The sequence below is a fragment of the Flavobacterium kochi genome (genome assembly GCF_048286715.1).
Taxonomy (GTDB): Bacteria; Bacteroidota; Bacteroidia; order Flavobacteriales; family Flavobacteriaceae; genus Flavobacterium.
The window spans coordinates 18,101-40,344 of record NZ_JBLVPW010000016.1 but is presented as its reverse complement, the minus strand read 5'-3'; the positions used below and the strand labels follow the sequence as shown (position 1 = coordinate 40,344).

25 protein-coding genes and 1 riboswitch are annotated in these 22,244 nt (G+C 35.4%); of the genes, 14 read left to right on the top strand and 11 right to left on the bottom strand.

The window, feature by feature from the left end; translation table 11 throughout:
• Positions 1-115: 115 nt before the first annotated feature.
• Both ACNQGH_RS14735 and ACNQGH_RS14730 read right to left on the bottom strand, forming a co-directional pair.
• Positions 116-1,423: an ABC1 kinase family protein gene (locus ACNQGH_RS14735; protein ID WP_417956786.1), complete on the bottom strand. Its 1,308-nt coding sequence runs from the start codon at positions 1,421-1,423 to the stop codon at positions 116-118.
• A complete protein-coding gene (locus ACNQGH_RS14730; protein ID WP_417956785.1) occupies positions 1,423-2,082 on the bottom strand; it encodes a TetR family transcriptional regulator C-terminal domain-containing protein in 660 nt (219 codons plus the stop codon). Before ACNQGH_RS14730 ends, ACNQGH_RS14735 begins: the two co-directional genes overlap by 1 nt.
• A 119-nt stretch (positions 2,083-2,201) precedes the next feature.
• Between ACNQGH_RS14730 and ACNQGH_RS14725 the strand changes: the two genes are divergently transcribed.
• Positions 2,202-3,116, top strand: coding sequence for a TIGR01777 family oxidoreductase (locus tag ACNQGH_RS14725; RefSeq protein ID WP_417956784.1), 915 nt, complete (start codon positions 2,202-2,204; stop codon positions 3,114-3,116).
• A 2-nt stretch (positions 3,117-3,118) separates the two neighbouring features.
• Here ACNQGH_RS14725 and ACNQGH_RS14720 read toward each other — a convergent pair whose 3' ends face one another.
• From ACNQGH_RS14720 to ACNQGH_RS14705, 4 genes are all read right to left on the bottom strand, one after another.
• Positions 3,119-3,658, bottom strand: a complete 540-nt coding sequence (locus ACNQGH_RS14720; protein ID WP_417956783.1) for a YceI family protein — start codon at positions 3,656-3,658, stop codon at positions 3,119-3,121.
• Between the two features lie 186 nt (positions 3,659-3,844).
• Positions 3,845-4,393 (bottom strand): acyl-CoA thioesterase, encoded by a 549-nt coding sequence (locus ACNQGH_RS14715; RefSeq protein WP_417956782.1) that lies wholly within the window; start codon positions 4,391-4,393, stop codon positions 3,845-3,847.
• 5 nt (positions 4,394-4,398) lie between these two features.
• The gene (locus ACNQGH_RS14710) at positions 4,399-4,764 is read right to left on the bottom strand and encodes a 6-phosphogluconate dehydrogenase (RefSeq protein WP_417956781.1); all 366 of its coding nucleotides are present in this window, start codon (positions 4,762-4,764) and stop codon (positions 4,399-4,401) included.
• On the bottom strand, positions 4,761-6,140 hold the full coding sequence (locus ACNQGH_RS14705) for a DNA recombination protein RmuC (RefSeq protein ID WP_417956780.1): 1,380 nt from the start codon (positions 6,138-6,140) through the stop codon (positions 4,761-4,763). Before ACNQGH_RS14705 ends, ACNQGH_RS14710 begins: the two co-directional genes overlap by 4 nt.
• A gap of 207 nt (positions 6,141-6,347) precedes the next feature.
• Here ACNQGH_RS14705 and ACNQGH_RS14700 point away from each other — a divergent pair, with 207 nt between their 5' ends.
• From ACNQGH_RS14700 to ACNQGH_RS14690, 3 genes are all read left to right on the top strand, one after another.
• Entirely contained in the window at positions 6,348-7,226 is an 879-nt protein-coding gene (locus tag ACNQGH_RS14700; RefSeq protein ID WP_417956779.1) for a protease complex subunit PrcB family protein, read from the top strand.
• 11 nt (positions 7,227-7,237) lie between these two features.
• Positions 7,238-7,639 (top strand): hypothetical protein, encoded by a 402-nt coding sequence (locus ACNQGH_RS14695; protein WP_417956778.1) that lies wholly within the window; start codon positions 7,238-7,240, stop codon positions 7,637-7,639.
• Positions 7,640-7,877: 238 nt separating this feature from the next.
• Positions 7,878-8,531: a Pr6Pr family membrane protein gene (locus ACNQGH_RS14690; protein ID WP_417956777.1), complete on the top strand. Its 654-nt coding sequence runs from the start codon at positions 7,878-7,880 to the stop codon at positions 8,529-8,531.
• 66 nt (positions 8,532-8,597) lie between these two features.
• Here the strand turns inward: ACNQGH_RS14690 and ACNQGH_RS14685 are convergent, their stop codons facing one another.
• Positions 8,598-8,963 carry a hypothetical protein gene (locus tag ACNQGH_RS14685; protein WP_417956776.1) on the bottom strand — a complete coding sequence of 122 codons (366 nt, stop codon included), beginning with the start codon at positions 8,961-8,963 and terminating at the stop codon, positions 8,598-8,600.
• A gap of 170 nt (positions 8,964-9,133) precedes the next feature.
• Between ACNQGH_RS14685 and ACNQGH_RS14680 the strand changes: the two genes are divergently transcribed.
• The 3 genes from ACNQGH_RS14680 (at position 9,134) to ACNQGH_RS14670 (ending at position 11,957) form a co-directional block, all read left to right on the top strand.
• Complete coding sequence (locus ACNQGH_RS14680) at positions 9,134-9,709, top strand: pseudouridine synthase (protein WP_417956775.1); 576 nt, start codon at positions 9,134-9,136, stop codon at positions 9,707-9,709.
• A gap of 76 nt (positions 9,710-9,785) precedes the next feature.
• On the top strand, positions 9,786-10,241 hold the full coding sequence (locus ACNQGH_RS14675) for a tRNA (cytidine(34)-2'-O)-methyltransferase (protein WP_417956774.1): 456 nt from the start codon (positions 9,786-9,788) through the stop codon (positions 10,239-10,241).
• 105 nt (positions 10,242-10,346) lie between these two features.
• Positions 10,347-11,957, top strand: a complete 1,611-nt coding sequence (locus tag ACNQGH_RS14670; protein WP_417956773.1) for a class I SAM-dependent methyltransferase — start codon at positions 10,347-10,349, stop codon at positions 11,955-11,957.
• Positions 11,958-12,023: 66 nt separating this feature from the next.
• Here the strand turns inward: ACNQGH_RS14670 and ACNQGH_RS14665 are convergent, their stop codons facing one another.
• The 4 genes from ACNQGH_RS14665 to ACNQGH_RS14650 form a co-directional block, all read right to left on the bottom strand.
• Complete coding sequence (locus ACNQGH_RS14665) at positions 12,024-12,875, bottom strand: DUF5602 domain-containing protein (RefSeq protein WP_417956772.1); 852 nt, start codon at positions 12,873-12,875, stop codon at positions 12,024-12,026.
• Positions 12,876-13,182: 307 nt separating this feature from the next.
• Positions 13,183-13,965, bottom strand: a complete 783-nt coding sequence (locus ACNQGH_RS14660) for an ABC transporter ATP-binding protein (RefSeq protein WP_417956771.1) — start codon at positions 13,963-13,965, stop codon at positions 13,183-13,185.
• Positions 13,965-14,996, bottom strand: coding sequence for an iron chelate uptake ABC transporter family permease subunit (locus tag ACNQGH_RS14655; protein WP_417956770.1), 1,032 nt, complete (start codon positions 14,994-14,996; stop codon positions 13,965-13,967). Before ACNQGH_RS14655 ends, ACNQGH_RS14660 begins: the two co-directional genes overlap by 1 nt.
• 1 nt (position 14,997) lies before the next feature.
• On the bottom strand, positions 14,998-16,140 hold the full coding sequence (locus ACNQGH_RS14650) for an ABC transporter substrate-binding protein (RefSeq protein ID WP_417956769.1): 1,143 nt from the start codon (positions 16,138-16,140) through the stop codon (positions 14,998-15,000).
• 202 nt (positions 16,141-16,342) lie between these two features.
• Here ACNQGH_RS14650 and ACNQGH_RS14645 point away from each other — a divergent pair, with 202 nt between their 5' ends.
• The 7 genes from ACNQGH_RS14645 to cobC are packed head-to-tail and all read left to right on the top strand — an operon-like array spanning position 16,343 to position 21,907.
• Positions 16,343-17,266, top strand: a complete 924-nt coding sequence (locus tag ACNQGH_RS14645) for an ABC transporter substrate-binding protein (RefSeq protein ID WP_417956768.1) — start codon at positions 16,343-16,345, stop codon at positions 17,264-17,266.
• A gap of 2 nt (positions 17,267-17,268) precedes the next feature.
• Entirely contained in the window at positions 17,269-17,649 is a 381-nt protein-coding gene (locus ACNQGH_RS14640; protein ID WP_417956767.1) for a DUF5522 domain-containing protein, read from the top strand.
• 25 nt (positions 17,650-17,674) lie between these two features.
• Entirely contained in the window at positions 17,675-18,190 is a 516-nt protein-coding gene (cobU, locus tag ACNQGH_RS14635) for a bifunctional adenosylcobinamide kinase/adenosylcobinamide-phosphate guanylyltransferase (RefSeq protein WP_417956766.1), read from the top strand.
• A complete protein-coding gene (locus ACNQGH_RS14630) occupies positions 18,187-18,834 on the top strand; it encodes a Dph6-related ATP pyrophosphatase (RefSeq protein ID WP_417956765.1) in 648 nt (215 codons plus the stop codon). The genes cobU and ACNQGH_RS14630 overlap by 4 nt, the downstream gene beginning before the upstream one ends.
• A gap of 18 nt (positions 18,835-18,852) precedes the next feature.
• Positions 18,853-20,535, top strand: coding sequence for a nicotinate-nucleotide--dimethylbenzimidazole phosphoribosyltransferase (gene cobT, locus ACNQGH_RS14625; protein WP_417956764.1), 1,683 nt, complete (start codon positions 18,853-18,855; stop codon positions 20,533-20,535).
• Between the two features lie 53 nt (positions 20,536-20,588).
• Entirely contained in the window at positions 20,589-21,386 is a 798-nt protein-coding gene (locus ACNQGH_RS14620) for an adenosylcobinamide-GDP ribazoletransferase (protein ID WP_417956763.1), read from the top strand.
• Positions 21,371-21,907, top strand: a complete 537-nt coding sequence (gene cobC, locus ACNQGH_RS14615; protein ID WP_417956762.1) for an alpha-ribazole phosphatase — start codon at positions 21,371-21,373, stop codon at positions 21,905-21,907. Before ACNQGH_RS14620 ends, cobC begins: the two co-directional genes overlap by 16 nt.
• Positions 21,908-21,947: 40 nt before the next feature.
• Positions 21,948-22,211, top strand: a riboswitch (cobalamin riboswitch).
• The last annotated feature ends 33 nt before the right edge of the window (positions 22,212-22,244 follow it).

Genomic DNA, 22,244 nt, shown 5'->3' with positions numbered 1-22,244 from the left:
TCATAGTCCGTTTCAAAATCATTTCAAAGATCAAGGTCAGGATGTATCGTGCGTACGCTTAAATCTGAAATCACCGCAACCTGTCTTTTAAAATCTTGGCCCTTCTTTTTTTTTACTATTGGTATTTTTGAAAATGATTCACTACAATTTTTGCTTTCAAATCAAACATCAGATTGTACAATCCAAAAAAGGTTCTGTTCATATAGATAAAATGTTTAGAACCCCGATTGCCATTCATTTTTCTAAGATTGGTGTCTTTCGAAAATCGTTCGCCCAATTGTGCTATACTTTCAAAAAAGGTTTCATCAGAGAAATCGAAGGTCTGCCCCTGAAATGGTTTCGTGAACAACGATAGTAAATCATGAAACATTTCGGTGAAGTAGTTCACTTCTTCTTCGGAATCGTCTTTTCTGAGGATTTCTAATTCAAATAGTTTGGCATTAAATAGTTTGGAATCATTAATGACCTTTTTATCAATCAATTCAAAATAGGGGATGTAAAAATCATTTGGAATTTGTTTCATACAGCCAAAATCCAATGCAACCAATTGGTTTTCCTTATTGATTAGGAAATTTCCCGGATGCGGATCAGCGTGTACTTTTCTCAAAGTATGAATTTGGTACATATAGAAATCCCACAGTGCCTGACCAATTTTGTTGGCGATTACCTGATCTGTATTTTTATCCGTAAACTCCGAAAGATGGATTCCCGTCATCCAATCCATCGTTATGATCTTCTGTGAAGAATAATCAGAATAGTAATTGGGGAAAACCAGATTGTCTATTTTTTTACAGGCTTCAACTACCTCCTGGCTTTGTTTCAGTTCTAATAAATAGTTGGTTTCTTCTATCAGTTTGTCTTCTACTTCCTTGAAATACTTATCGGAATCTTTTCCTTTAAGGTTAAACATTCGTATGGCAATTGGTTTAACCAAGGCCAAATCAGACGAAATACTATTGGCTACGCCAGGATATTGAATTTTTACAGCCAGTTTTTTTCCATCTTTTACGGCGACATGAACTTGTCCAATACTTGCCGCATTAACAGAGGTAGCATTGAACTGATCAAAAATCTCATAAGGCGTTTTGCCAAAATTTGTTTTGAACGTTTTCAATACCAATGGAGCTGAAAGTGGTGGGACAGAGAATTGTGACAGGGAGAATTTCTCTACATAGGCCTGAGGCAAAAAGCTTTTGTCCATACTTAGCATTTGTGCAACTTTTAGTGCGCTTCCTTTCAAACTTTTTAGCGCGTCATATATATCCTCCGCATTATCTTCATTCAGTTTGTCTCGGGTCAAATCGGAATTAACCATTTTTTCACCATAATATTTGAGATAATTAACGCCAACTTTTGCTCCGGTGTGAACCAATTTAGTCGCCCTTTCAATTTTTGATGTAGGGATGTAGTCTATGGTTTTCATTATTTTTTGTATATTTTTTCTTTGAAAATAAACTTTCCAAAATCGATTAAGCTGTCAATTGGTGTAATATCCATTAATTCAAAAGTCGCTTTTACTGATTTCTCAATGTAGAGGTCTGTTTTTTCAAATGCAGGCGAGGAGTCCTCCAGCCAAAACTTGATTGTAAATAAAAGTTGTATCCATGACATTTCCTGAATTGCTTTCTCCTGAAAATTTTGAAATTTTTCCAGTTTGATTCGGTATTCATCTGAGATAATCGCCGCGACATAGTTTTTAAAACTGTTTCTTAAACTGGAAAGTTGCATTAAATTTTTCAGTTCATTTCGGTGTTGTTTCAAACTTAGGGTCACATAACTTCGATTTGCAGCCAATAGTTCGAAGAAAGTAAAGTAAAAACTGAGTATTTTACTTTTCATATCGTACGTTGCATAGTCTTGATCTTTCTGAAGTAATTCAACGGTTTTTTCCAGAAATATTTTGAAGATTTCTTGCTCCACACTTTCCATGGTTCCAAAATAAATGTAAAATTCAGCTTCCGAAAAGTGATTCATCTTTGCGAAATGATACACCGATTTAGGTTTGTCATTATTTTCCAATGCATAATTCATATACATAGAAACTATTTTCTCTTTTGTTATTGTTGATTTTTTAGTAGCCATTTCTAGTGCATTTGTAATTAGTCCATAAAGATAATGAATGTTTAAACATAATTTAATAATGTTAAACAAAAATTAATGTTAATGTTTTTATCACTCAAAATGACTAGATTTGTTTTGTTATGAAAAAAAATATACTAATAAGCGGAGGTTCAGGATTTATCGGTAAACACTTGACTGATTTATTAATTGAGAAAGGATTTTCAGTTTCTATATTGAGTCGTAGTGATAAAAAAAATACGGACAATATTTCTTATTTTAAGTGGGATGTTTTGAATCATGTTATTGAGGAAGCGGCGGTATTGAATGCTGATTACATAATCCATTTAGCGGGTGAAAATATCGCAGCAAAAAGATGGAAGGCAAAACGTAAAGCCCTAATTGTTGATAGCAGGGTACAATCAGCACAACTGCTTTATTCTGTTTTAAAAAAAAATAATAAAAAACTGGATGCCTTTATTTCAGCTTCTGCTGTAGGTATTTATGGTGCTGTAAACGGAGAAGAAATTTGTACTGAAGAAACAGCTCCTGCCCATGATTTTGTGGGTTCTGTTTGTCAGAAATGGGAAGGTGCAATCGATTTTATTGAAAATTTGCATATTCGCACCGTGAAAATCCGCACGGGGATGGTATTAGGAAAAAATGACGGTTTTTTGAAGAAACTGATTCCTGTATTTAAATATCGATTGGGTTCAGTATTAGGTTCGGGGAAACAATATATGCCATGGATACATATCGATGATTTGTGTAGGGTGTACCTTGAGGCAGTTGTAAATGAAGAGATGAATGGTCCTTATAATGCGGCTGTCAATGATAATAGCACTAATGCTGTTTTTTCCAAAACGCTGGCCCGTCTTTTGGGCTACTCTATATGGTTACCACACGTTCCTGCTTTTGTGTTAAAATTGGCAATGGGTGAAATGTCCAAAATAGTATTGAACGGGCGAAGAGTTTCCTCAGAAAAACTTGAAAAACGGGGATTTCAGTTTAAATATAAAAATTTGGAAGAGGCTCTTAGGAATTGTTTAACTAATTAGCTTTAATGTAAAACACAATAAAGCTGAGTATTCACGTTTTTGGATATTTTGCTGCGGACTATAAAAGGAATTTCGATTTTGAAATCGTCGGTATTTAACGGAAAATTAGAAATTAATTCGATTCCTTGATCTCCCTTTCTGATCATACCCATTACTATAATTTTTTTTGATTTTCCATGCATCGTAATTTTCCCCCTAATTTGATATTCATTTGCATTTGAATCTATGTTTTTCAGATTAAATTTCTCAATTATGCCTTTGAAAATGGCTTTGGGAAAGCGATGACTCTGCATGTAATTTTGATTAAAATGTTCCTCCATCAAACTTCTTTCAAATTGAAAATTTTTGATAATGGCAAAACAGGTAATCTCCCCGGTTTTGGTAATCAAAACACAGGACGCTTTTTTATTTATTGCTTTTACTTCTTCGAAAAAAGGTACTGAAGCCTCAAAATTTATAATTCCTTTATCAGTCGTCATTTTTTCTTGCGCAATACCGTTATTAGCAATAAAAATCAGGAAAAGGAGTGTAATTATTTTCATAGCCTTTTATGAATTAAACTACTTAAAGTTACGAAATTTTAAGGAAATATTTTTACGATTACGGATTAAATAATCGTATTAATATAAATTTTTAAAGATTTTTTTTTGACCAAAAGTTATCATTAAGTTTTGATTTTTTAAATCTTAAATCGATTGCTTTAAGCTGAAAAATCCAACTGAAATAAGCTAGGGTAAGTCGAGCTGCACCTTATATTTTTCTAGGCTGGCGAGCGATTCAGGAGAACTGTAATCAAACGCTTCTTCATGCAGGTCTTTTTCCTTTTTTAAGGCAATTTGCTTGATGCAATTACAAAAACGGCGCACTTCATTAAGGCTGGACAGGATTAAGCCGGGAACCAGAACGCTTTTGCCTTCCTTGTCTTTTGCAACCATAGTAAAGTAAGAGGAATTGCAATGTTTTATTTTTCCTGTTTGGATATTTTCAGCCTCAACTCGAATGCCTATAATCATGGAACTATTACCGACATAGTTCACACAGGCTTTCATCGTTACCAATTCACCCACTTCAATTGGTTTAAGGAAATTTACTGTGTCCACTGAGGCAGTCACACAATAATTTCCTGAAAATTTTGAAGCGCAAGCGAAGGCGATTTGATCGAGTAAAGATAAAATATAACCACCGTGAATTTTTCCGCTAAAATTAGTGTGAGAGGGTAACATCAATTCTGAAATACTGATATTCGATGAAGCGACCGTTTTAAAAGTAGTGTTCATAAAAATTATTTTTGATTAAAAGGGGACGTTTCTTTTTGAACGGAGGTGACAAAATATCTCGTTTCTCCCCACCAGGGAAATGTTCTGTACCTTTCTATATAAGTCAATTTAACATAATTCCCCTGAAGCCCTTTCAAATCATCAATCACTTTTTTATCGCTGTCCAAAACGGAAAAACTAAAAATCTGGGCTCCGGAAATTCCCTGGCTTAATTCGCCCTCCCATGTTTTTATAGCCATTCCTTTATGACTCAGTTTGATTAGTTCACCAGAACGAATACCTTCGCTGTAAGGAACGTAATAGAGAAATGCAAAATAGCAAATCAGGACAAGCGTACCGACTCCTAAAATAATTCCTAAAATTCGTTTCATTTTGTTTCGTTTAATAATTGATTTTCGTCTTTCTCTGCTCGGTTTAATATGCTTTCTGGAAGCGCTTTCTTCGCTTTAGCTCCCATTTTTTTCAATTTCTCTACGCTTACAATAAGATTTCCTTTTCCTTCTACGAGTTTATTCATTGCGCCACTGTATTCAATTTTGCTTTCATCGATCTTCTTTCCAATTTTGATTAAATCACCTACAAAACCTTCAAATTTATCATATAAGGCACCAGCTTGTCTCGCAATTTCCAGCGCATTTTCCTGTTGCTTTTGATTGGTCCACATGCTGTCAATAGTTCGTAAAGTAGCCAGAAGCGTAGCTGGTGTAACAATAACAATGTTTTTCTCGAATGCTTTGTTGTATAAAGTAGTATCCTCGTTAAGCGCCATAGCAAAAGCGGGTTCAATAGGGATAAATAACAATACAAAATCAGGGCTTTCTATTTGATATAAATCCTGGTAATTTTTATTCCCTAATTGCTCAACGTGACGTTTGATGGAGTTAACATGTTCTTTTAAAAATCCAACTTTTACATCATCATCGTCTTCATTGATGTATTTTTCATAAGCGGTCAAAGAAACTTTAGAATCGACAATCATCTTTTTGCCGTCAGGAAGGTTAATGACAACGTCAGGAAAAACGCGATTTCCGTCTTCAGTGGTGAAAGCTTGTTGCACTTCATATTCACGGCCTTTCTCTAATCCTGATTTTTCTAGAACGCGCTCCAATACAAGCTCACCCCAATTTCCCTGCATTTTGCTATCTCCCTTCAAAGCTTTGGTCAGGTTAATAGTTTCCTTGCTCATTTGAATATTCATTTCTCGTAAGCCTAGAATTTGTTGGCGCAAAGCGGCATGATAGTCAATGCTTTCTTTGTGCGTATCTTCTACTTTCTTTTCGAACAAATGAATTTTATCCTGTAAAGGTGTCAGGATGTTCTTCATGTTTTCTTTGTTCTGTTCTGTAAATTTATTGGACTTTTCTTCTAATATTTTGTTGGCGAGATTCTCAAATTCCTTGGTGAATTTTTCTTGCAGTTTCTCGACTTCTTCTTTTTGTTCTTTGTTGCGCTCCCAAAGATTCTCGAAATCAACTTCTTTTTTAGAAAGCTGAATGGCCAGACTGTCTTTTTCGCTTCGAATGCTTTCTTTCTCAGTATTGGTGTTTTCTAATTGCTTTTCAAAGGCTATTTTATCAACAACAATTTGCTCTTTCAGTTGATTGAATTGGGAGGAAAATGCAATCAGCTTTTCTTCTAAACTAATTTTTTCCGACTGAAATCTGGCAGAGAAAATGAGTTTTCCAATGAAAATACCAATAGCGAGAGCGACGATAAAAATCAATAAAAACGGGAGCATATTTGACATAGAAAAGTATTGTTTTTGTAAAAAGTAAAAGTAAACATAAATACCTAGCACTTAAATTTAAAATATAAATTTCATTAATTATTCTTAATCATTTGATAAACAGACAGACTAATTTTAGTTGCCCCCGGAAAAAAAAAACAGGGACGCAACCATTTTAAAACAATAACATCTATTAAATGTAACCTTTTAAAAAAAAATGTACCAATTATGAAAAAATTAATAGTAAGCTTAATTATTGCCTTTGGCTTTAGTGCGTGTTCTCTCAATGCTGGGAGGGATACTGTTTCATGCGGGAGCACCACCAACGTCGATTTTACGGGTTTTCCGCTGAATTGTAATTATAGTGTAAAAAATGCAGCGGATAAGCCAGTTGCAATTGTACTAAATACACAGGAGAAAATGGACTCCTATTTTATAAAACATGAAAATACTTGTTCAGCTCCAAATCCAATTATCGATTTTAATAAAAAATTTCTTGTTGGGATATTCTCGGGTGCTAAGCCTACTGGTGGCTACAGTATAAAAATTATGTCTATTGTTGAGAATAGTTGTGAAATGGTGGTGAATTTTTATGAAAAAACACCTCTTCCCGATGAAATGGTAACAGAAGCAATAACCTATCCTTCTGATTTTATTTTGATCCCTAAAACAGATAAGCCAATCTATTTTAACAAGGTAAATCAAAGTCCTGACACGATTATTATTGGAGGTTTTTATGGTCATTGTACGGGCAGCGACTGCCTGAATTTTTATCAGATAAATGATTATAATGTACTTGGTTTTTTAAACGTTAATTATGGAAATTATGATTTTAGTCAATACAGTTATAATGCATTACCCAAAAAAGGAGAATATACGTTGTTTTTAAAGAATGTTCCTGTTGAAATTTTAAATTTGAAAGGACAAACAAAAACGTATGGTAACCCTGATTCGCACGATCAAGGTGGAGTGTATTTTGAACTTCATCAAGGAATAAATACGACCAGAATTTATTTAGACAACGATAACACGACCGATCAAAGTTCAGAAATTTTACTTTTCAAAAAAGCAATTCAAGATAGAATTCTAGGATTTAAAACAAGTTAATAGCTGAAATCATGAAAAAAATATTCTTTATTCTTATTGCAGTTAGCCTGCTGTCTATCTCCTGTTCAGAATCGTCACCTTGCAATGATTCCTATTCGAATCTTATAGGTACTTGGATTTGGGAAAGTTCTTCAGGCGGAATTGCAGGAGTAACCGAAACACCCGCAAGTACCGGAGGCCATAAAAAACTGGTATTTATCAAAGAAGGAAGAATGATCTCCTACAATAATAATGTCGAGACTGGAAATTATTCTTATGAAATAAGAGTTGGTAAAAGTATTTATGACGGATCTAATCATTATTTAATTTATGCAGAAAACGAGTTTAGTTATGTGGTTTTAGCAGTAGATCCCAGCAATTTGAAAATAGGTGATAATAATTATGATGGTCTTGTTTCATCTTATAAAAAATAAAAAGTATCCTATTTAAGATCGTAAGTTTACTTTACTTCTATTTAGAAACACCTATAAGAAAAGACACTAATGATGAAAATCACTGAAAAACGAAAGCCTATTTGATGTCGAATTTCTTTTTATATGTTTGTAAAAAGAAAGAAAAGTTTCCTTGTTTCTTAATGGAAATCAAAATGTTGTCTCAAATTTCAGTAATTGTAAATTTAGTTACCAATTAATTTTTATACTTTTAATTAATATGAAGGATAAATCTGTAAAATTAAATTCTCTTTTTATAGTTATAGCTGTTGTCGGTTGGTTTGCTGTTGTATTGCAATTGTATCTTATTATTTTGAATCGTATGGCTTCACTTTCGGAAACGATTGTTCGATTTTTTAGTTTTTTTACCATTCAATCTAATATTTTGGTGGCAATATGTTTTTCTTTTCTTTGGTTAAAGCCAAAATCCAAATGGGGATTGTTCTTTTTGAAACCTAAAAATGCAACTGCAATTACTTTATACATTACAATTGTTGGAGTTGTTTACAATGCGATTCTTCGGTTTTTATGGGCACCGACGGGTACGCAAAAAATAGTGGATGAGTTATTACATTCGGTCATTCCAATATTGGTTTTTGTGTTTTGGATCGTATTTGTTCCTAAAAAAGAATTGGAATTCAAAAATATCTTTCTATGGTTGATTTTTCCTTCTGTATATTTGGGTTGTACTTTAATTCGAGGCGCCTTTTTCGGTTTTTACCCTTATCCGTTTCTCGATGTAAATTTTTTAGGATACAGCAAGGTGTTTGTCAATAGTTTTTATATGTTGCTGGCTTTTCTTTTTATTGGAGCGTTGTTGATCAGTTTTGGGAGAATTAGAACTGGAAAATCGAATGAAAATCAGGTGATTTAATTTTGTTATATAAAAAAGCCAATAAGAAACGATGCACTTATTGGCTTTTTAAAAACGGATGAATTCCTATTCGTCCAGTTTTATATTTCCTCTGTCTTCCTGATTATCCGGATGTTCATTAGGATATCTGTTTGGGATTATATCAGAGTTATGATCTTTATTTTCCACCATTTTTTTAGCTTGTTCCTCGGAAACAATCCCTGCATCAGAACTTGGATTTTCATTGCTGACGGCATCATTTTGATCCGGTATCCCATCTACATTACGAGCTCTTTGAACAATTTTTTGATTTCCATGCGCATCCGTTTCTACTTCTGCTTTAAGATTTGATGCGGCAGGATTATAATCTTCAGGTAAGTTTTCTCCGCTGAAACCTTCGTTTACATTTTGCTTATTGTTTGTCTTTTTTGATCCTAAATCATTGCTTTCCATAATCTTTAATTTAAAGTTAATACCATTAACTTCTATAATAGTACGTCTTTTATAGTAAGGAATTCAATCATTTAACATAGCTTTTGGTTTGTTTGGGTAAATGTATCATGCTCTATTTTAAATCTTGCTAAAACAAAACTATCTTTGCAATCATTAAAAAACAGAACAAAATGACTCATTCCCATTTCATCATTCACAAGCCTTACGGTTATCTGAGTCAGTTTATTTACGAATTGAAAAGGAAAAAGAAATTACTGGGAGAATTGTACGCTTTCCCCAAAGGAACGATGGCAATTGGTCGTCTAGATGAAGATTCCGAAGGATTATTATTGTTGACCACGGACGGAATGATGAGCGAAATTATTAGAAGTAAAAAAGTCGATAAAGAATATTATGTGCAAGTCGATGGAATTATTCATCAGGAAGCTATTGAGCAACTAAAAAAAGGTGTTGAAATAGGTTTCAATGGCACTAAATACATTACCAAACCTTGCAAAGCATTTTTGATAAATGAAATTCCTGCTTTTGGAACGAGAGGAAAAAAGATACGGGATGAGCGGCATGGTCCAACTTCCTGGGCTTCCATTACTGTAAATGAGGGGAAGTTTCGTCAAGTCAGGAAAATGACTGCCGCTGTTGGTTTCCCCACTTTACGCTTGGTTCGTGTTCGAATAGGAAACGTATATCTCAATAATTTGCAGGCTGGAGAAGTCTTGGAAGTTGCCACTTTCGAAATAGAAAAGTAATGAATTCTGAATATCAAAACGCAAAACGCAAAACGCAAAACCCAAAACGCAAAACCCAAAACCCAAAACTTCAAATATGTTAAACATCGTTTTAGTAGAACCTGAAATCCCAAACAATACTGGAAATATTGGCCGATTGTGCGTGGGTACCGAAAGCCGCCTGCATTTAATTCATCCTTTTGGTTTTGTCATCAATGATAAAAATCTGAAACGTTCCGGTTTGGATTATTGGGTGCATCTTGAGGTTACGGAATATCAAAATGTAGGGGAATGGAAAGCACAGGTTCCGGATTTGTCACGCGTTTTTCTGATGAGTTCCCACGCGGAAAAATCGTATTTAGAGAATGATTTTCAAGATGGGGACTGGTTGGTTTTTGGGAAAGAAAGTAAAGGTTTGAGCGTAGCTGTTTTAAGCGAATTTCCCAACCATTTGACAATTCCGATGTCACCACTAATTAGAAGTTTTAATATTGCTAATGCTGTTGCGTTTGTCATTGGCGAAGCAAAGAGGCAAATAAGCAATCAATTGTAAGTTGTTAATTGTAAAAAGTAAGGTGTTATTGTGGTTGAAATTTCATATATTTGAGAAGGTCATTCCGGTTCTAATTGTTTTTTTTCTTCTTTAAAACTTACTTTTATGATTGACAAAGTTATCCTTAGAAGTACCATTTTTAAGCATTTGGATGGTTTGGTTACCGCTCCTGTGGCCTATGTTTTGCTTGAAAAAGGAGTGCTGTCTTATATAGTCGAGAAAAAAGAAGTTACACTTGCGGAATTGAGCTCCCATTTCAAAGCCAATGAAGGTTATCTCAATGTGGGTTTGCGTGTTTTGTGCTCTCAGGGATTTCTAAACTATCACATTAATCATACCACAGACCAAATTAAATTTAGCATAAACGATAAAAGTGCGATTGCTTTTTCGATGTTCTACCTGTACGAAGACGTGCTTGATTTACTACATTTTTCGATGCAATTTCGCACGCGATTATTAGACGATATTCCATTTATCCGGTTGGGTTTAATTTTCGAATTATATAAAAATAATTATGGAATTTCATTTTCGGACGATACGCTGACCAATGAAATTCAACATCAGATTTTAACGCATATTGAAGGTTCTTTGGTGGGACCGCTATTAGTGAGGTTGGGCATGAGTGGGATGTTTCATAAGTACTTTATGGAGATTTCCTTCCGTCCTGAAGAATTTCATAAATCGCCTGATCATTTTAAAATCGTACTGGATTTTTTTGTGGATTTAGGTTGGTTTACTCGAAAAAAAGACAACTATCAATTTACTGAAAAAGGTTTGTTTTTTGCCAAAAGAGCGGCTGCATACGGGGTGACAGTTTCTTATTTACCGACTTTCAGTAAAATAGGGGATTTGCTTTTTGGGAACCCTGATATACTTAGAACGGTTGCTGAAGGGGAAGATGAAATTCATGTGGATCGAGAAATGAACGTATGGGGAAGCGGAGGTGCACATGATACTTATTTTAAAGTCGTAGATGAGATTATTATTAAATTGTTTAATTTACCAATAGGAGACCAACCCAAAGGAATTCTCGACATGGGTTGTGGCAATGGAGCATTTATAGAACATATTTATACTGTAATCGAAAGGCAGACTTTGCGAGGAAAAATGTTGGATGATCATCCTTTATTCCTTGTAGGTGCCGACTATAACCAGGCGGCGTTGAAAGTAACCCGCGCCAATTTAATTAAAGCCGATATTTGGGCCAAGGTAATATGGGGAGATATTGGTCAACCAGATTTGTTAGCCAATGATTTATTAGAAAATTACACCATTGATTTGAAAGATTTGCTCAATGTGAGAACTTTTTTGGATCATAACCGAATTTGGGAAATGCCTAAACAGATCACCAAAGACAGAGTAAGTCACTCAACAGGAGCATTTGCGCATAGAGGAGAGCGAATCCGCAATAGTTTAGTAGAGGATAATCTCTTGGAACATTTTAATAAATGGTCGCCTTATGTTCGGAAATTTGGATTGTTAATGATTGAATTGCATACAATTGCTCCAAATTTGACTGCTGCTAATTTAGGGAAAACGGCAGCTACTGCCTATGATGCCACACATGGTTTTTCGGACCAATATATAGTAGAAATTCCTGTTTTACACAAAATTGCAGCTGAAGCGGGATTGTATCCAGATACTAATTTCTTTAGGAGATTTCCGGATTCTCCTATTGCAACAGTGAGTATAAATTTATTGAAAGGAAATGGGTGATATGATTTCGCACTGAAAAATAAAAAAATGAAAATGAGGAAGTCCATTCGACTCCCTCATTTAGTTTTAATTTCTGGCTACAAAATCACTTAAGGTAACATACGTATTTCCACTTATCGCGTCGTGATAAATGTTATATTTCGTTGGATAATTTCCCGCTTTTTCAAAATGTTCCGGTTGGGAATAGCTGGCACTAAAATCAACATTGGAAAGCAGGTATTCTAAAGTGATCATTGGTTCAACAAAAGTAAATTTACCATTATAGGAACCGTAAATCATAATTTTAGAAAATGGAAGGTAAGCTCCTAAATTTATAGGTAGCCAGTGTTTTCCCATTTGGGGTTCGGCAGTTGCCGGGCCAGGAGGAGTGAAATAATCGGCAGGCATGTAACCTATAGGGGGATAATTATTAAAAGAAGCGTCCGTTTCAGGAGACCATGCAGGAATTGCCAATTGTTCTTCAGCAGGAATCATGTAAAAATGAATATCAAAATGGGGTACATCAAATACGCCAACAGGTTCGTGACCATGAGGATTCCAGTTAAGTCCGATGTGATCGAAAGGAGTTAATTCTGTTGCTTTTAATTGTAAGGGTACGACAATAGTTTCACCTTCAGGAAGAAGTGTTTTACTGTTAGTTGTTAGATTATTAAAGGCTTCAGGAGTGATTTCAATTCCTATTTCGGTAGGATGGCCGTTTGAATCCACACTTATCCAGGAACGAACTTTTCCGTATCCCAAGGCGACCTGGGGTCCTTTAAATACAGTAAGTTTGGTGGCACTCGTTTTAGCACTAAGCATTTGTACCGAATTTTGGAGTAAATCACCACTAATCATTTCATCCTGACTACAAGAAAAAAGAAAAAATAATGATACCAAACCAATAATTTTTTTTTGAAATGTAAACAAATTTTCCATAATTAAAATTTTAAAAGATTGTTTTTAATGATGTAGATAAGTAGCGCTTTTGGGGGGGAAATAAAATGAATAACAAAAATACAATATTTATTGTAATTGACTGGTATTCAGTATTGTATTTGTTTTTATTGATGCAATGATCTGTATTGTTTTGCGATGGGAATGGCTTTCAATACCGTGAATTTATAGATAGGAAAGACGTTCGTTTTTTTATAGCAGATTCATAAAGAAGAATTGCTGCTAAAAAAAATGTTACTCTTAACCGGTGGTACTAAAATGAATTGACTTTGTAGTAAAATTGCAAAAACTATACAATGATGAATTTTCCTTTATCAGCGTCAAAAACAATATGCTCGTCTTTGAATAAGGTATTGAAACTTCCTTTTGAAATAAAATTGCAAGGCTCGTCCTGAAGGACGGTTTCAGGTGTCATGATAATCATTTCGTCACTCAATTGTATCGCCATATCAATATCATGAGTGGAAAATAAAATGCACTTTCCGGTTTCATGAGTGAGTTTTTTTAAAAGTTTGAATAAGGCAACTTTATGTAATAGATCCAAATGGGTTGTCGGTTCATCCAAAATTATTAATGGAGTATCTTGTGCCAAAGCTCTTGCAATAAGTACTTTTTGTAATTGGCCATCACTAATCTCATAATATTTTTTTGCTGCCAAATGACTGACTTGGGTCAATACCATAGCCTCATTAACTTTAACAAGATCAACATCAGATAAAGTCCCAATCCAATTGGTGTAGGGTTGTCTTCCTAAAGCAATGAGTTCAAAAACGGTTAAATTACTTGGAGGCAATTTTTCAGTTAAAACCATACTTAGGTGTTGGGCTAAGTCCAAAGGTGCATAAGAAGTGATTTTCCTTCCATTCAAAAAAACATCTCCGAACAGCGGTTTCTGGATTCCGGTTATTGTTTTTAAAAGCGTTGATTTTCCTATACCATTTGCGCCGATCAAAGCGATGAGTTTTCCTTTTTTTAAGGCAATGGAGATATTTGAAGCCACTAGGGTTTTCTCTTTTTTATGAGCATAACCGATGCTAATTTGTGAAGCTTGTAAGATGATTTTGTTTTCCATTAGGCAATCATTTTTCGTTTTTTGACCAATAGCCAGATTACCACAGGAGCACCAATTATTGAAGTCACAGCATTGATTGGTAAAGTGATCTCTAGTGCTGGTAATTCTGAAATCACATCACAAATAAGCATAATCGAAGCGCCTAAAAGTAAAGTACTCCAATACAAAACCGAATGGTTGCTGGTCTGAAATACTAATTTTGCTATATGAGGAACTGCCAGTCCTATAAAGGCAATTGGACCAGCGTAAGCGGTGATACTTCCTGCTAAAATACTTGTTGCAAAAATGATAATTAATCGTGTTTTTTTGAAATTTAAGCCTAAACTGCGTGCATAATTTTCACCCAGCAGCAGTGCATTAAGCGGTTTGATGCTAAAGAGACTTAATAACAAACCAATCGCCACACAAACAGCTAGAATTAATATAGCGGACCACGACAAGTTACCTAAGTTGCCCATGGACCAAAAAGTGAATTTTTGCAATTGTTCTGCCGAACTAAAATAGGTAAGGACTCCCACGATTGCACTGGTAAAACTACCAAACATTAATCCTACAATTAAGATGGCCATTGTATCGCGTAACTGTTGAGAAACCATTAAAACGGCGAGCAATACTACGGAACTTCCCAAGGTAGAGGCTAAAACCACTCCATAAGATGATAACAAAATTGTACTTAAAAAGGGGGGGAGTAAGCTCGCTCCCAATATTACAAAAGCAACACCTAAACTGGCACCGGAACTCAGTCCTAAAACATAAGGCCCCGCTAATGGATTTCGAAATAAAGTCTGCATCAGTAAACCACTTATAGAAAGTCCCATTCCAACGAGAATAGCTGTAATGGCTTTGGGCAAACGATAATTGATGATGATATATTCCCAAGTGGATTTACTGGCTTGACCACCAGTTAAACTCCTGTAAACTTCTTTAAAAGGAATCGTAATGGAGCCAAAACTAATGTTTACAAAAAACAAAAGAACGAGCACCAAAGCAAGCAGGAAAAATAGAATCGTATTTCGTTTTTGATTGGCCAATTTAATTTAGTTTTTGTGCAAAGGTAAAAGTATAGTTCGGAAGTAATTCGGGATGGAAGATCTTAATGTAATCTTTCAGAACCAAGTCTGGTCTGCTTGGTGCCAATTCATAATAAATGGTTCCTCCCGTACTGCCTAATTTGCTTTCAAAAGTGTACACATTTTTAGATTTTAAGGCATCAAACTGACTGTAATGCGGGTTGCTGTTTTCGAATTCAGCGATACTTTTAAAAGAACCTGTTGCAATCCAGTATTGAGCAGTTTTTGCTTTCTCTAACGTTTTTTCAAAAGATAAACTTAGACTTCCCGTCCCTTCCACATCAGCCCACAAATAATTCGCTTTGGCATCTTTCATAAATTGGGCTACCCAGCTATTTCCTCTTGCCACATACCATTGATCTTGATACATCGATCCGTACAAAACGGTAGCTGTTGGTTTTTGGCTTGCAACCAATTTTATAGCGTCATTGTAATTTGTAACGATTTTATTAAAAAGCGTTTTGGCTTCTTTTTCTTTTCCAAATAACGCACCATAAAGCTTGATCCATTCTGCTTTGCCCAATGGCGTTTGTTCCATCCAGTCGGCTTGAATGAGCACTTTAAGGCCGCTTTTTTGTAAATTATCAATCATTGGATTGTTGTTGTCAACTCCAAAGGACACAATTAAGTCAGGTGCCAATTCAATGAGTTGCTCCATATTTAATTTTTCGTTTTGTCCGATGTTTTTAACAGTACCGGCGTCAATTAGTTTTCTGGTTTTTTCAGAAGAAACATAATCGGTATGAGGGAAACCCACCAATGATTTTTCAACTCCAAGCATTTCCAAAAAAGGAATATTGGTAGTTGAGGTAACTACAATCGATTCCAGGGGAACTGGAATTGTTGTATATTTTTGCAGACTATCAGGAATGCTGCCTTTTTTTTCTTTTAGTATATAGGTGAAGCTTTTATTGGCTTCAGGCCAAGGATTTGAAACTTTTACCACCGAATATCCATCGTACTTAAAGATGGCTAGGCTTTTTGAATAGGTTATGGAATTCCCAATCGCCTCGTTTTTCTTGATTGTAGCCTGCTCGTTTTTTTTGCATCCAATTAGCATCAAAAACAATATAAAATAAGATAATTTCAGAATGTTTACTTTCATATTTTTTTGCAAATTTGAAGACAAAGGTAAATTATAATTTTTTTATAATAAGAATCAAATTTTTAAATTGACTTGGGTAGTGTAAAACATAAAATAAGATTTATACTAATAGTTAGCTGCATACCTTTATATTTGTATTTCGTATTTTTTCTGTTTTTATTAAAAAAAGCAAGCAAAAACAGCCTCTAAATTGATAACTACAATGATGAAAATTTGTTCTTTCCTGCCGGCGGCTACTTCTATGATTTACGAAATGGGATTAGAAAATCAATTGGTTGGTGTTACTTTTGAATGCCAATCGGATAAACCAAAAGTAGTTCGTTCCTATCTGGAAGGCACCAGTCACACGAGCAAAGAAATAGATCAAATGGTCTCCCAATCCAAGGCTCAGGGAAAAAGCCTGTATTATATTGATGATGCTTTATTGGAATCAATTGCTCCGGATATTATTTTTACCCAGGATGTTTGTGATGTATGTCAGATAGATACCAGTCATGTGGCTCGTTCTATTTACAAATTATCGAAAGTTCCCGAATTAATTCCACTTATTCCCAGGAATTTAGAGGATATTTATCACAATGCGATAACTATCGCGAAGGCCTTCTATAAGGAAGAGCGCGCCTCCGAATTACTTGCAAAACTTAAAAAACGAACCGATTTTATTTTGGATACGCTTCGCCAAAATAACGCTCCGTTAAAAAGGGTTATGGTTATGGAATGGCTGGACCCTATTTACAATTGCGGGCACTGGATACCGTATCAAATCTCGCAGGCTGGAGGAGTTGATATGCTTTCGAATCCATCGGGCTATTCTATTGTTACAGACTGGGAACGTATTTTACGTTACAATCCGGAAGTGCTGGTGGTGGCACCGTGTGGTTTTAATGTCAGCCGTTCAGGCCAAGAACTGGAAGCATTGAAAAAATTAGAAGGGTGGGATACCTTGAAAGCAGTTCAGGATAATGCTGTTTTTCTTGCTGATGCCGATCTGTTTACACAACCCAGCACGACTGTTGTGGACGGAATAGAATTGCTAGCAGCCTTATTTCATCCTGATCTTTTTGAAGTTTCCAGTAAATTAAAGCAGAAATATTTGTCTTTTCATTCTAATGAAAAAGTGAAATAATAATGACGGATAATTTTTCAAACAGTATTCGAATAAAAAACTGTTCTACTTGCGGAGCTCCTTTTAATTGTGGAGATACCCTGGAAGGGAGTAGCTGCTGGTGCAATGATTTTCCGCCAATTTTTGCACCATCAGAGTCAGTTGATTGCCTTTGTCCAAGTTGTTTCGCAACAGCTTGTTCTGTGAAAATAGAAGCGTATGTGGAGACTGTAACTCCCGAAACCGCAACAGTTAATAAAGCCAAAGAGTTGCCAAAAACTACTAATCCGATGGAAGGAATTGACTATTATTTAGAAAATGGGAATTATGTCTTCAAGGCTTGGTTTCATCTTAAAAGGGGATATTGTTGTACCAATGGATGTCGGCATTGTCCCTATAAATAAGTAATAATTTACAATTAATATTACAATGATATACCTAATAACAGGAGGCGAACGCTCTGGAAAGAGTAGCTATGCCGAAAATTTAGCAAAAGAATTGTCGGATAAACCGATGTATGTGGCTACAGCCAGAAAATGGGATGATGATTTCCAAAAGAGAATCGATCGCCATCAAAAAGACCGTGATGAACGATGGATTAATATCGAAAAAGAAAAAAATTTAAGCGAAATTGATTTTTCGGGAAAAGTTGCTATTGTTGATTGTGTAACACTTTGGTTAACGAATTTTTTCGTCGATACTAAAAATGATGTTCCCTTATGCTTAGAACAGGCTAAAGCCGAATTTGATGCTATTGCCAAACAAAAAAAGGCAACAATTATAATCGTAACCAATGAAATAGGGATGGGTATTCATGCCGAAACTCCCATTGGTAGAAAATTCACCGAACTTCAGGGCTGGATGAATCAATATATTGCCAGAAATGCCGATACCGTTGTGCTGATGGTTTCTGGGATTCCTGTAACCATAAAAGAAAAAATATGAATTTTGTAACTTCTTGGAGTGGCGGAAAAGACAGTTGCTACGCAATGATGCAAGCAATTCAACAAGGATTTATTCCAAAGGCGTTACTTAATATGATGAATGAAAATGGAAAAGTCTCCCGTTCTCACGGATTGCCTTTGTCTATTTTGAATAAACAGGCGCAAAAAATGGAATTACCTATAGCAGCAATTCCTGCTACTTGGGGAGATTATGAAGAAAAGTTTATTAGCGTTTTAAAAATGCTGAAAAGCAAGTATGATTTAGAGGCAGCTGTCTTTGGGGATATCGATTTGCATGCGCATAAAGATTGGGAAGACAAAGTATGTAAAGCAGCTTCACTAAAAGCAATTTTGCCTTTGTGGCAACAAAACCGAATTCATTTAGTAAACCAAATGCTTGAAAACGGGATTGCAACGATGATTGTTTCTTGTAATATAATGATGGGAGAAAGTTATCTGGGTAAAATTTTGACCAAAGAGTTAGCACAGGAATTACTCGAGAAAGGGATAGATCCTTGTGGTGAAAATGGTGAATTTCATACTTTGGTAATCAATTGTCCATTGTTTTCAGAAGCGATTGCGCTGCCTGGATTTACTAAAATCACCTATGAGAATTATTGCTTCATTGTTTGGGAGGCCGCATAATAATAAAATCGTTTTAAGATGACTTATTTAGATGAAATTTTAAAATCCCGTCGCGACACGCGTCATTTTACGGATGATCAAATACCGGAAGGTGTTCTTGAAAAAGCGCTGCAGGCAGGACATTGGGCACCGTCAGTAGGTTTGACTGATGCTACAAAATATTATCTTGTAAGAACCGCTGAAGTCAAAAAAGCCATTAAAGATTTGTTTTTGGATTACGATAAAAAAGCAATTTCACTAACGGATAATGAACGACAAAAACAAGAATACAAAGCCCTTAAGCTAGAGGCAATAGAAGAAGCGCCACTCGGATTAGTCATTTGCTATGATCGTTCGGTTTTGAATAATTTTACGATTGGAACTGTCGGAAGTAATGAAGCGGTAAAGTTTAGTACGGTTTGTGCGGCACAAAATATTTGGCTGTCATTAACCGAGCAGGGTTATTCTATGGGATGGGTTTCAATATTAAACTATTATCAGTTCAAGCAATTATTAGGTTTGCCTGAAAATATGGAGCCGTTGGGGTATTTTTGTGTGGGAAAACCAGCTACTAATTATGGTAATCAACCCATGTTGCAACAACTGAATTGGAAGCAAAAACAAGAAATTCCATTAGTTGAGGAAATTACTATTTTGCATGAAAGTAAAGTGGGGAAAGGTCTTTTTGCTATTGAAAAGGAAAGCGATTCTGGTGCTTTTGCACATGCGCTGCAGCATAAAATAGATCAAAAAACCAAACCAACCGGTTCTCTGGGGATTTTAGAGGTACTCGCCAAACAAATCGGTATGGTCTTTCAGACGTTGGAACCTAAAATCACAAAACCTAATATGGTTGTTTTTGCGGCTGATCACGGAATTGCAAATCATGGAGTAAGTGCCTATCCGCAAGATGTAACCAGACAAATGGTGAATAATTTTTTGGCAGGAGGAGCAGCAATCAATGTGTTTTGTAACCAAAACAAGATCCAATTAGCTATTGTGGATGCGGGTGTGAATTATGATTTTCCTATGAATACAGATTTAATTTCGGCTAAAATAGGGAAGGGAACGCACTCTTTTTTACATGGAGCCGCAATGAGTAAAACGGAAGTTGAATTGTGTTTTATAAAAGGAAGCGAAATTGTTGCAACTATTGCAAAAAAGGGTAGTAATTGTATTGGTTTTGGTGAAATGGGCATTGGCAACACAGCGACAGCTTCGGTTTTAATGAGTATTATTTTAGAATTACCAATTCAAGATTGTGTTGGAAAAGGAACTGGAATAAATGATGAAAAGTTAAGTCAAAAAATTAATATCCTTAAAAGATGTCTTGATAATTACCATGGCTCAGATGATTTAGAAAGCAAATTAGCCTATTTCGGGGGATTTGAAATTATGCAGATCGTAGGTGGAATGCTTCAGGCAAAAGAAGAGAATATGCTGATTCTTGTTGACGGCTTTATTTGCACTATCGCTTTTTTAATTGCCTTTAAAAAGAATCCATCCATTACTGAAAATGCTATTTTTTGCCATTCTTCCACTGAGCAGGGACACCAAAAAATATTAGATTACCTTGGAGTTCGTTCCTTGTTGCAACTCGATTTGCGATTGGGTGAAGGTACAGGTTGTGCTATTGCTTTTCCTATAATTGAGTCGGCTGTAGCTTTCTTAAATGATATGGCCAGTTTTGAATCAGCAGGAGTGAATGGCCGTGCGCTTTAACAATGCGACTATTAATGAGTAGATGAATTGGCCTTAGCCAAAATAATATAAAAATGAAAAAAGAACTCCATATATTTTTTACGGCACTAATGTTTTATACCAGGATTCCCTGTCCTAAAAATATCGATCATAATCCGGATTATTTAAATAAAGCGTCCCGTTATTTTCCATTAATTGGTTGGATTGTAGGTAGCGTGGCTTTTGGAGTATATTGCGTTTTTAATTATTTAGTTGCTCCTGAAATTGCAGTAATCTTCTCTATGATTGCCTCCGTTTTAGTTACAGGAGCTTTTCATGAAGATGGTTTTGCCGATGTTTGTGATGGTTTTGGCGGCGGTTGGACCAAAGAGAAAATCCTGATGATTATGAAAGACAGTGCTATTGGTGCTTATGGAGCGATCGGTATTGTTTTACTGTTGTTAGTAAAGTTAATGTCCACAAACATGCTTTTTCGAAATGTGCAAAATACGAACCTTAATGTGTATTTTCTTTGTTTCTTACTGCTTGTTTCAGCGCATGCTATAAGTCGATTAGCGGCCATTTCCATAGTGTTTACACATGAATATTCTCGAGAGGATGCTTCGAGTAAAAGCAAACCCATTGCACAAACCCATTCTTGGAGGGAAGTGCTTGGCGCATTATTTTTTGGATTACTTCCATTAGGTATTTTGTGTTGTTTTGTGTGGCAGGTATTTTTGGTTTTAATACCTGTTTTTCTGACTCGTTTTTTTTTAGTGCGTTATTTTCAGAAATGGATTCACGGGTATACTGGGGATTGTTTGGGCGCTACCCAACAGGTTTGTGAAGTGGTTTTTTATATATCAGTTATTGCATTATGGAAGTTTATTTAGTACGGCACACGGAAACGGTTTGCGAAAAAGGAATTTGTTACGGACAATCTGATGTAAAAATAGCAGCGCCTTATGATGCTGTTTTTAAGTCTGTTTTGAATCAATTGCCTAAAGAAGCAATGTTATATTCCAGCCCGCTACTTCGCTGTGTCCTTTTGGCAAATTATATAAAAGAAAATTCAGAAATTGCTACGGTAAATAAAGATTGTCGTTTAATGGAAATGAATTTTGGAGATTGGGAAATGAAAAAATGGGATCAAATTGAAGCGGAAGAACTAAATCTTTGGATGACTGATTTTGTAAATGTTCGTGTTTCCAACGGAGAATCATTTACTGATTTATATGGCCGGGTAGTTGATTTTATAAATAATGAACTTCAGACAGTTGATTCCAAACCAGTAATTATTGTTGCACACGCTGGAGTGATACGTAGTTTTTTATGTAAAATTTCAGATTTGCCTCTTGCAGATGCTTTTCAGAATAAAGTTGATTTTGGAGCGGTAATTAAAATTCAATTATAAAATTCGCAATAGTATAGGTTGTTTTCTTAATATAATTTTATCTTTGCGGCCGTATTGAGGTTGAGGTTTGTTTTTTCAAACCACATTAAAAGGGAATCAGGTGAAAGATTTCAAGTTTTAGATTTCAGATTTTAGGTTTAAATCCTAAATCATGAATCCTAATCTTAAATCATGAATCCTGAGCTGTACCCGCAACTGTAAGCTATCAAGCTTGTTGTTATCCACAAACCACTGTTCGCTTTCGCGAATGGGAAGGTAAACAACAAGACGCAAGCCAGGAGACCTGCCTATTACGTCGAGTATCAAACTTTCGGGAAAAAAGGTTTGGGTATGGGTC

Excerpts from the sequence above, each read along its gene's own strand:
- cobC (WP_417956762.1), top strand. The coding sequence starts at position 21,371 with ATGGAAGTTTATTTAGTACGGCACACGGAAACGGTTTGCGAAAAAGGA.
- ACNQGH_RS14690 (WP_417956777.1), top strand. The coding sequence starts at position 7,878 with ATGAAGGATAAATCTGTAAAATTAAATTCTCTTTTTATAGTTATAGCT.
- ACNQGH_RS14645 (WP_417956768.1), top strand. The coding sequence starts at position 16,343 with ATGATGAAAATTTGTTCTTTCCTGCCGGCGGCTACTTCTATGATTTAC.
- ACNQGH_RS14705 (WP_417956780.1), bottom strand. The coding sequence starts at position 6,140 with ATGTCAAATATGCTCCCGTTTTTATTGATTTTTATCGTCGCTCTCGCT.
- ACNQGH_RS14715 (WP_417956782.1), bottom strand. The coding sequence starts at position 4,393 with ATGAACACTACTTTTAAAACGGTCGCTTCATCGAATATCAGTATTTCA.
- ACNQGH_RS14650 (WP_417956769.1), bottom strand. The coding sequence starts at position 16,140 with ATGAAAGTAAACATTCTGAAATTATCTTATTTTATATTGTTTTTGATG.
- ACNQGH_RS14640 (WP_417956767.1), top strand. The coding sequence starts at position 17,269 with ATGACGGATAATTTTTCAAACAGTATTCGAATAAAAAACTGTTCTACT.
- cobT (WP_417956764.1), top strand. The coding sequence starts at position 18,853 with ATGACTTATTTAGATGAAATTTTAAAATCCCGTCGCGACACGCGTCAT.
- ACNQGH_RS14720 (WP_417956783.1), bottom strand. The coding sequence starts at position 3,658 with ATGAAAATAATTACACTCCTTTTCCTGATTTTTATTGCTAATAACGGT.
- ACNQGH_RS14730 (WP_417956785.1), bottom strand. The coding sequence starts at position 2,082 with ATGGCTACTAAAAAATCAACAATAACAAAAGAGAAAATAGTTTCTATG.
- ACNQGH_RS14710 (WP_417956781.1), bottom strand. The coding sequence starts at position 4,764 with ATGAAACGAATTTTAGGAATTATTTTAGGAGTCGGTACGCTTGTCCTG.
- ACNQGH_RS14725 (WP_417956784.1), top strand. The coding sequence starts at position 2,202 with ATGAAAAAAAATATACTAATAAGCGGAGGTTCAGGATTTATCGGTAAA.
- ACNQGH_RS14675 (WP_417956774.1), top strand. The coding sequence starts at position 9,786 with ATGTTAAACATCGTTTTAGTAGAACCTGAAATCCCAAACAATACTGGA.
- cobU (WP_417956766.1), top strand. The coding sequence starts at position 17,675 with ATGATATACCTAATAACAGGAGGCGAACGCTCTGGAAAGAGTAGCTAT.
- ACNQGH_RS14700 (WP_417956779.1), top strand. The coding sequence starts at position 6,348 with ATGAAAAAATTAATAGTAAGCTTAATTATTGCCTTTGGCTTTAGTGCG.
- ACNQGH_RS14630 (WP_417956765.1), top strand. The coding sequence starts at position 18,187 with ATGAATTTTGTAACTTCTTGGAGTGGCGGAAAAGACAGTTGCTACGCA.
- ACNQGH_RS14665 (WP_417956772.1), bottom strand. The coding sequence starts at position 12,875 with ATGGAAAATTTGTTTACATTTCAAAAAAAAATTATTGGTTTGGTATCA.
- ACNQGH_RS14670 (WP_417956773.1), top strand. The coding sequence starts at position 10,347 with ATGATTGACAAAGTTATCCTTAGAAGTACCATTTTTAAGCATTTGGAT.
- ACNQGH_RS14685 (WP_417956776.1), bottom strand. The coding sequence starts at position 8,963 with ATGGAAAGCAATGATTTAGGATCAAAAAAGACAAACAATAAGCAAAAT.
- ACNQGH_RS14660 (WP_417956771.1), bottom strand. The coding sequence starts at position 13,965 with ATGGAAAACAAAATCATCTTACAAGCTTCACAAATTAGCATCGGTTAT.
- ACNQGH_RS14680 (WP_417956775.1), top strand. The coding sequence starts at position 9,134 with ATGACTCATTCCCATTTCATCATTCACAAGCCTTACGGTTATCTGAGT.
- ACNQGH_RS14620 (WP_417956763.1), top strand. The coding sequence starts at position 20,589 with ATGAAAAAAGAACTCCATATATTTTTTACGGCACTAATGTTTTATACC.
- ACNQGH_RS14695 (WP_417956778.1), top strand. The coding sequence starts at position 7,238 with ATGAAAAAAATATTCTTTATTCTTATTGCAGTTAGCCTGCTGTCTATC.
- ACNQGH_RS14735 (WP_417956786.1), bottom strand. The coding sequence starts at position 1,423 with ATGAAAACCATAGACTACATCCCTACATCAAAAATTGAAAGGGCGACT.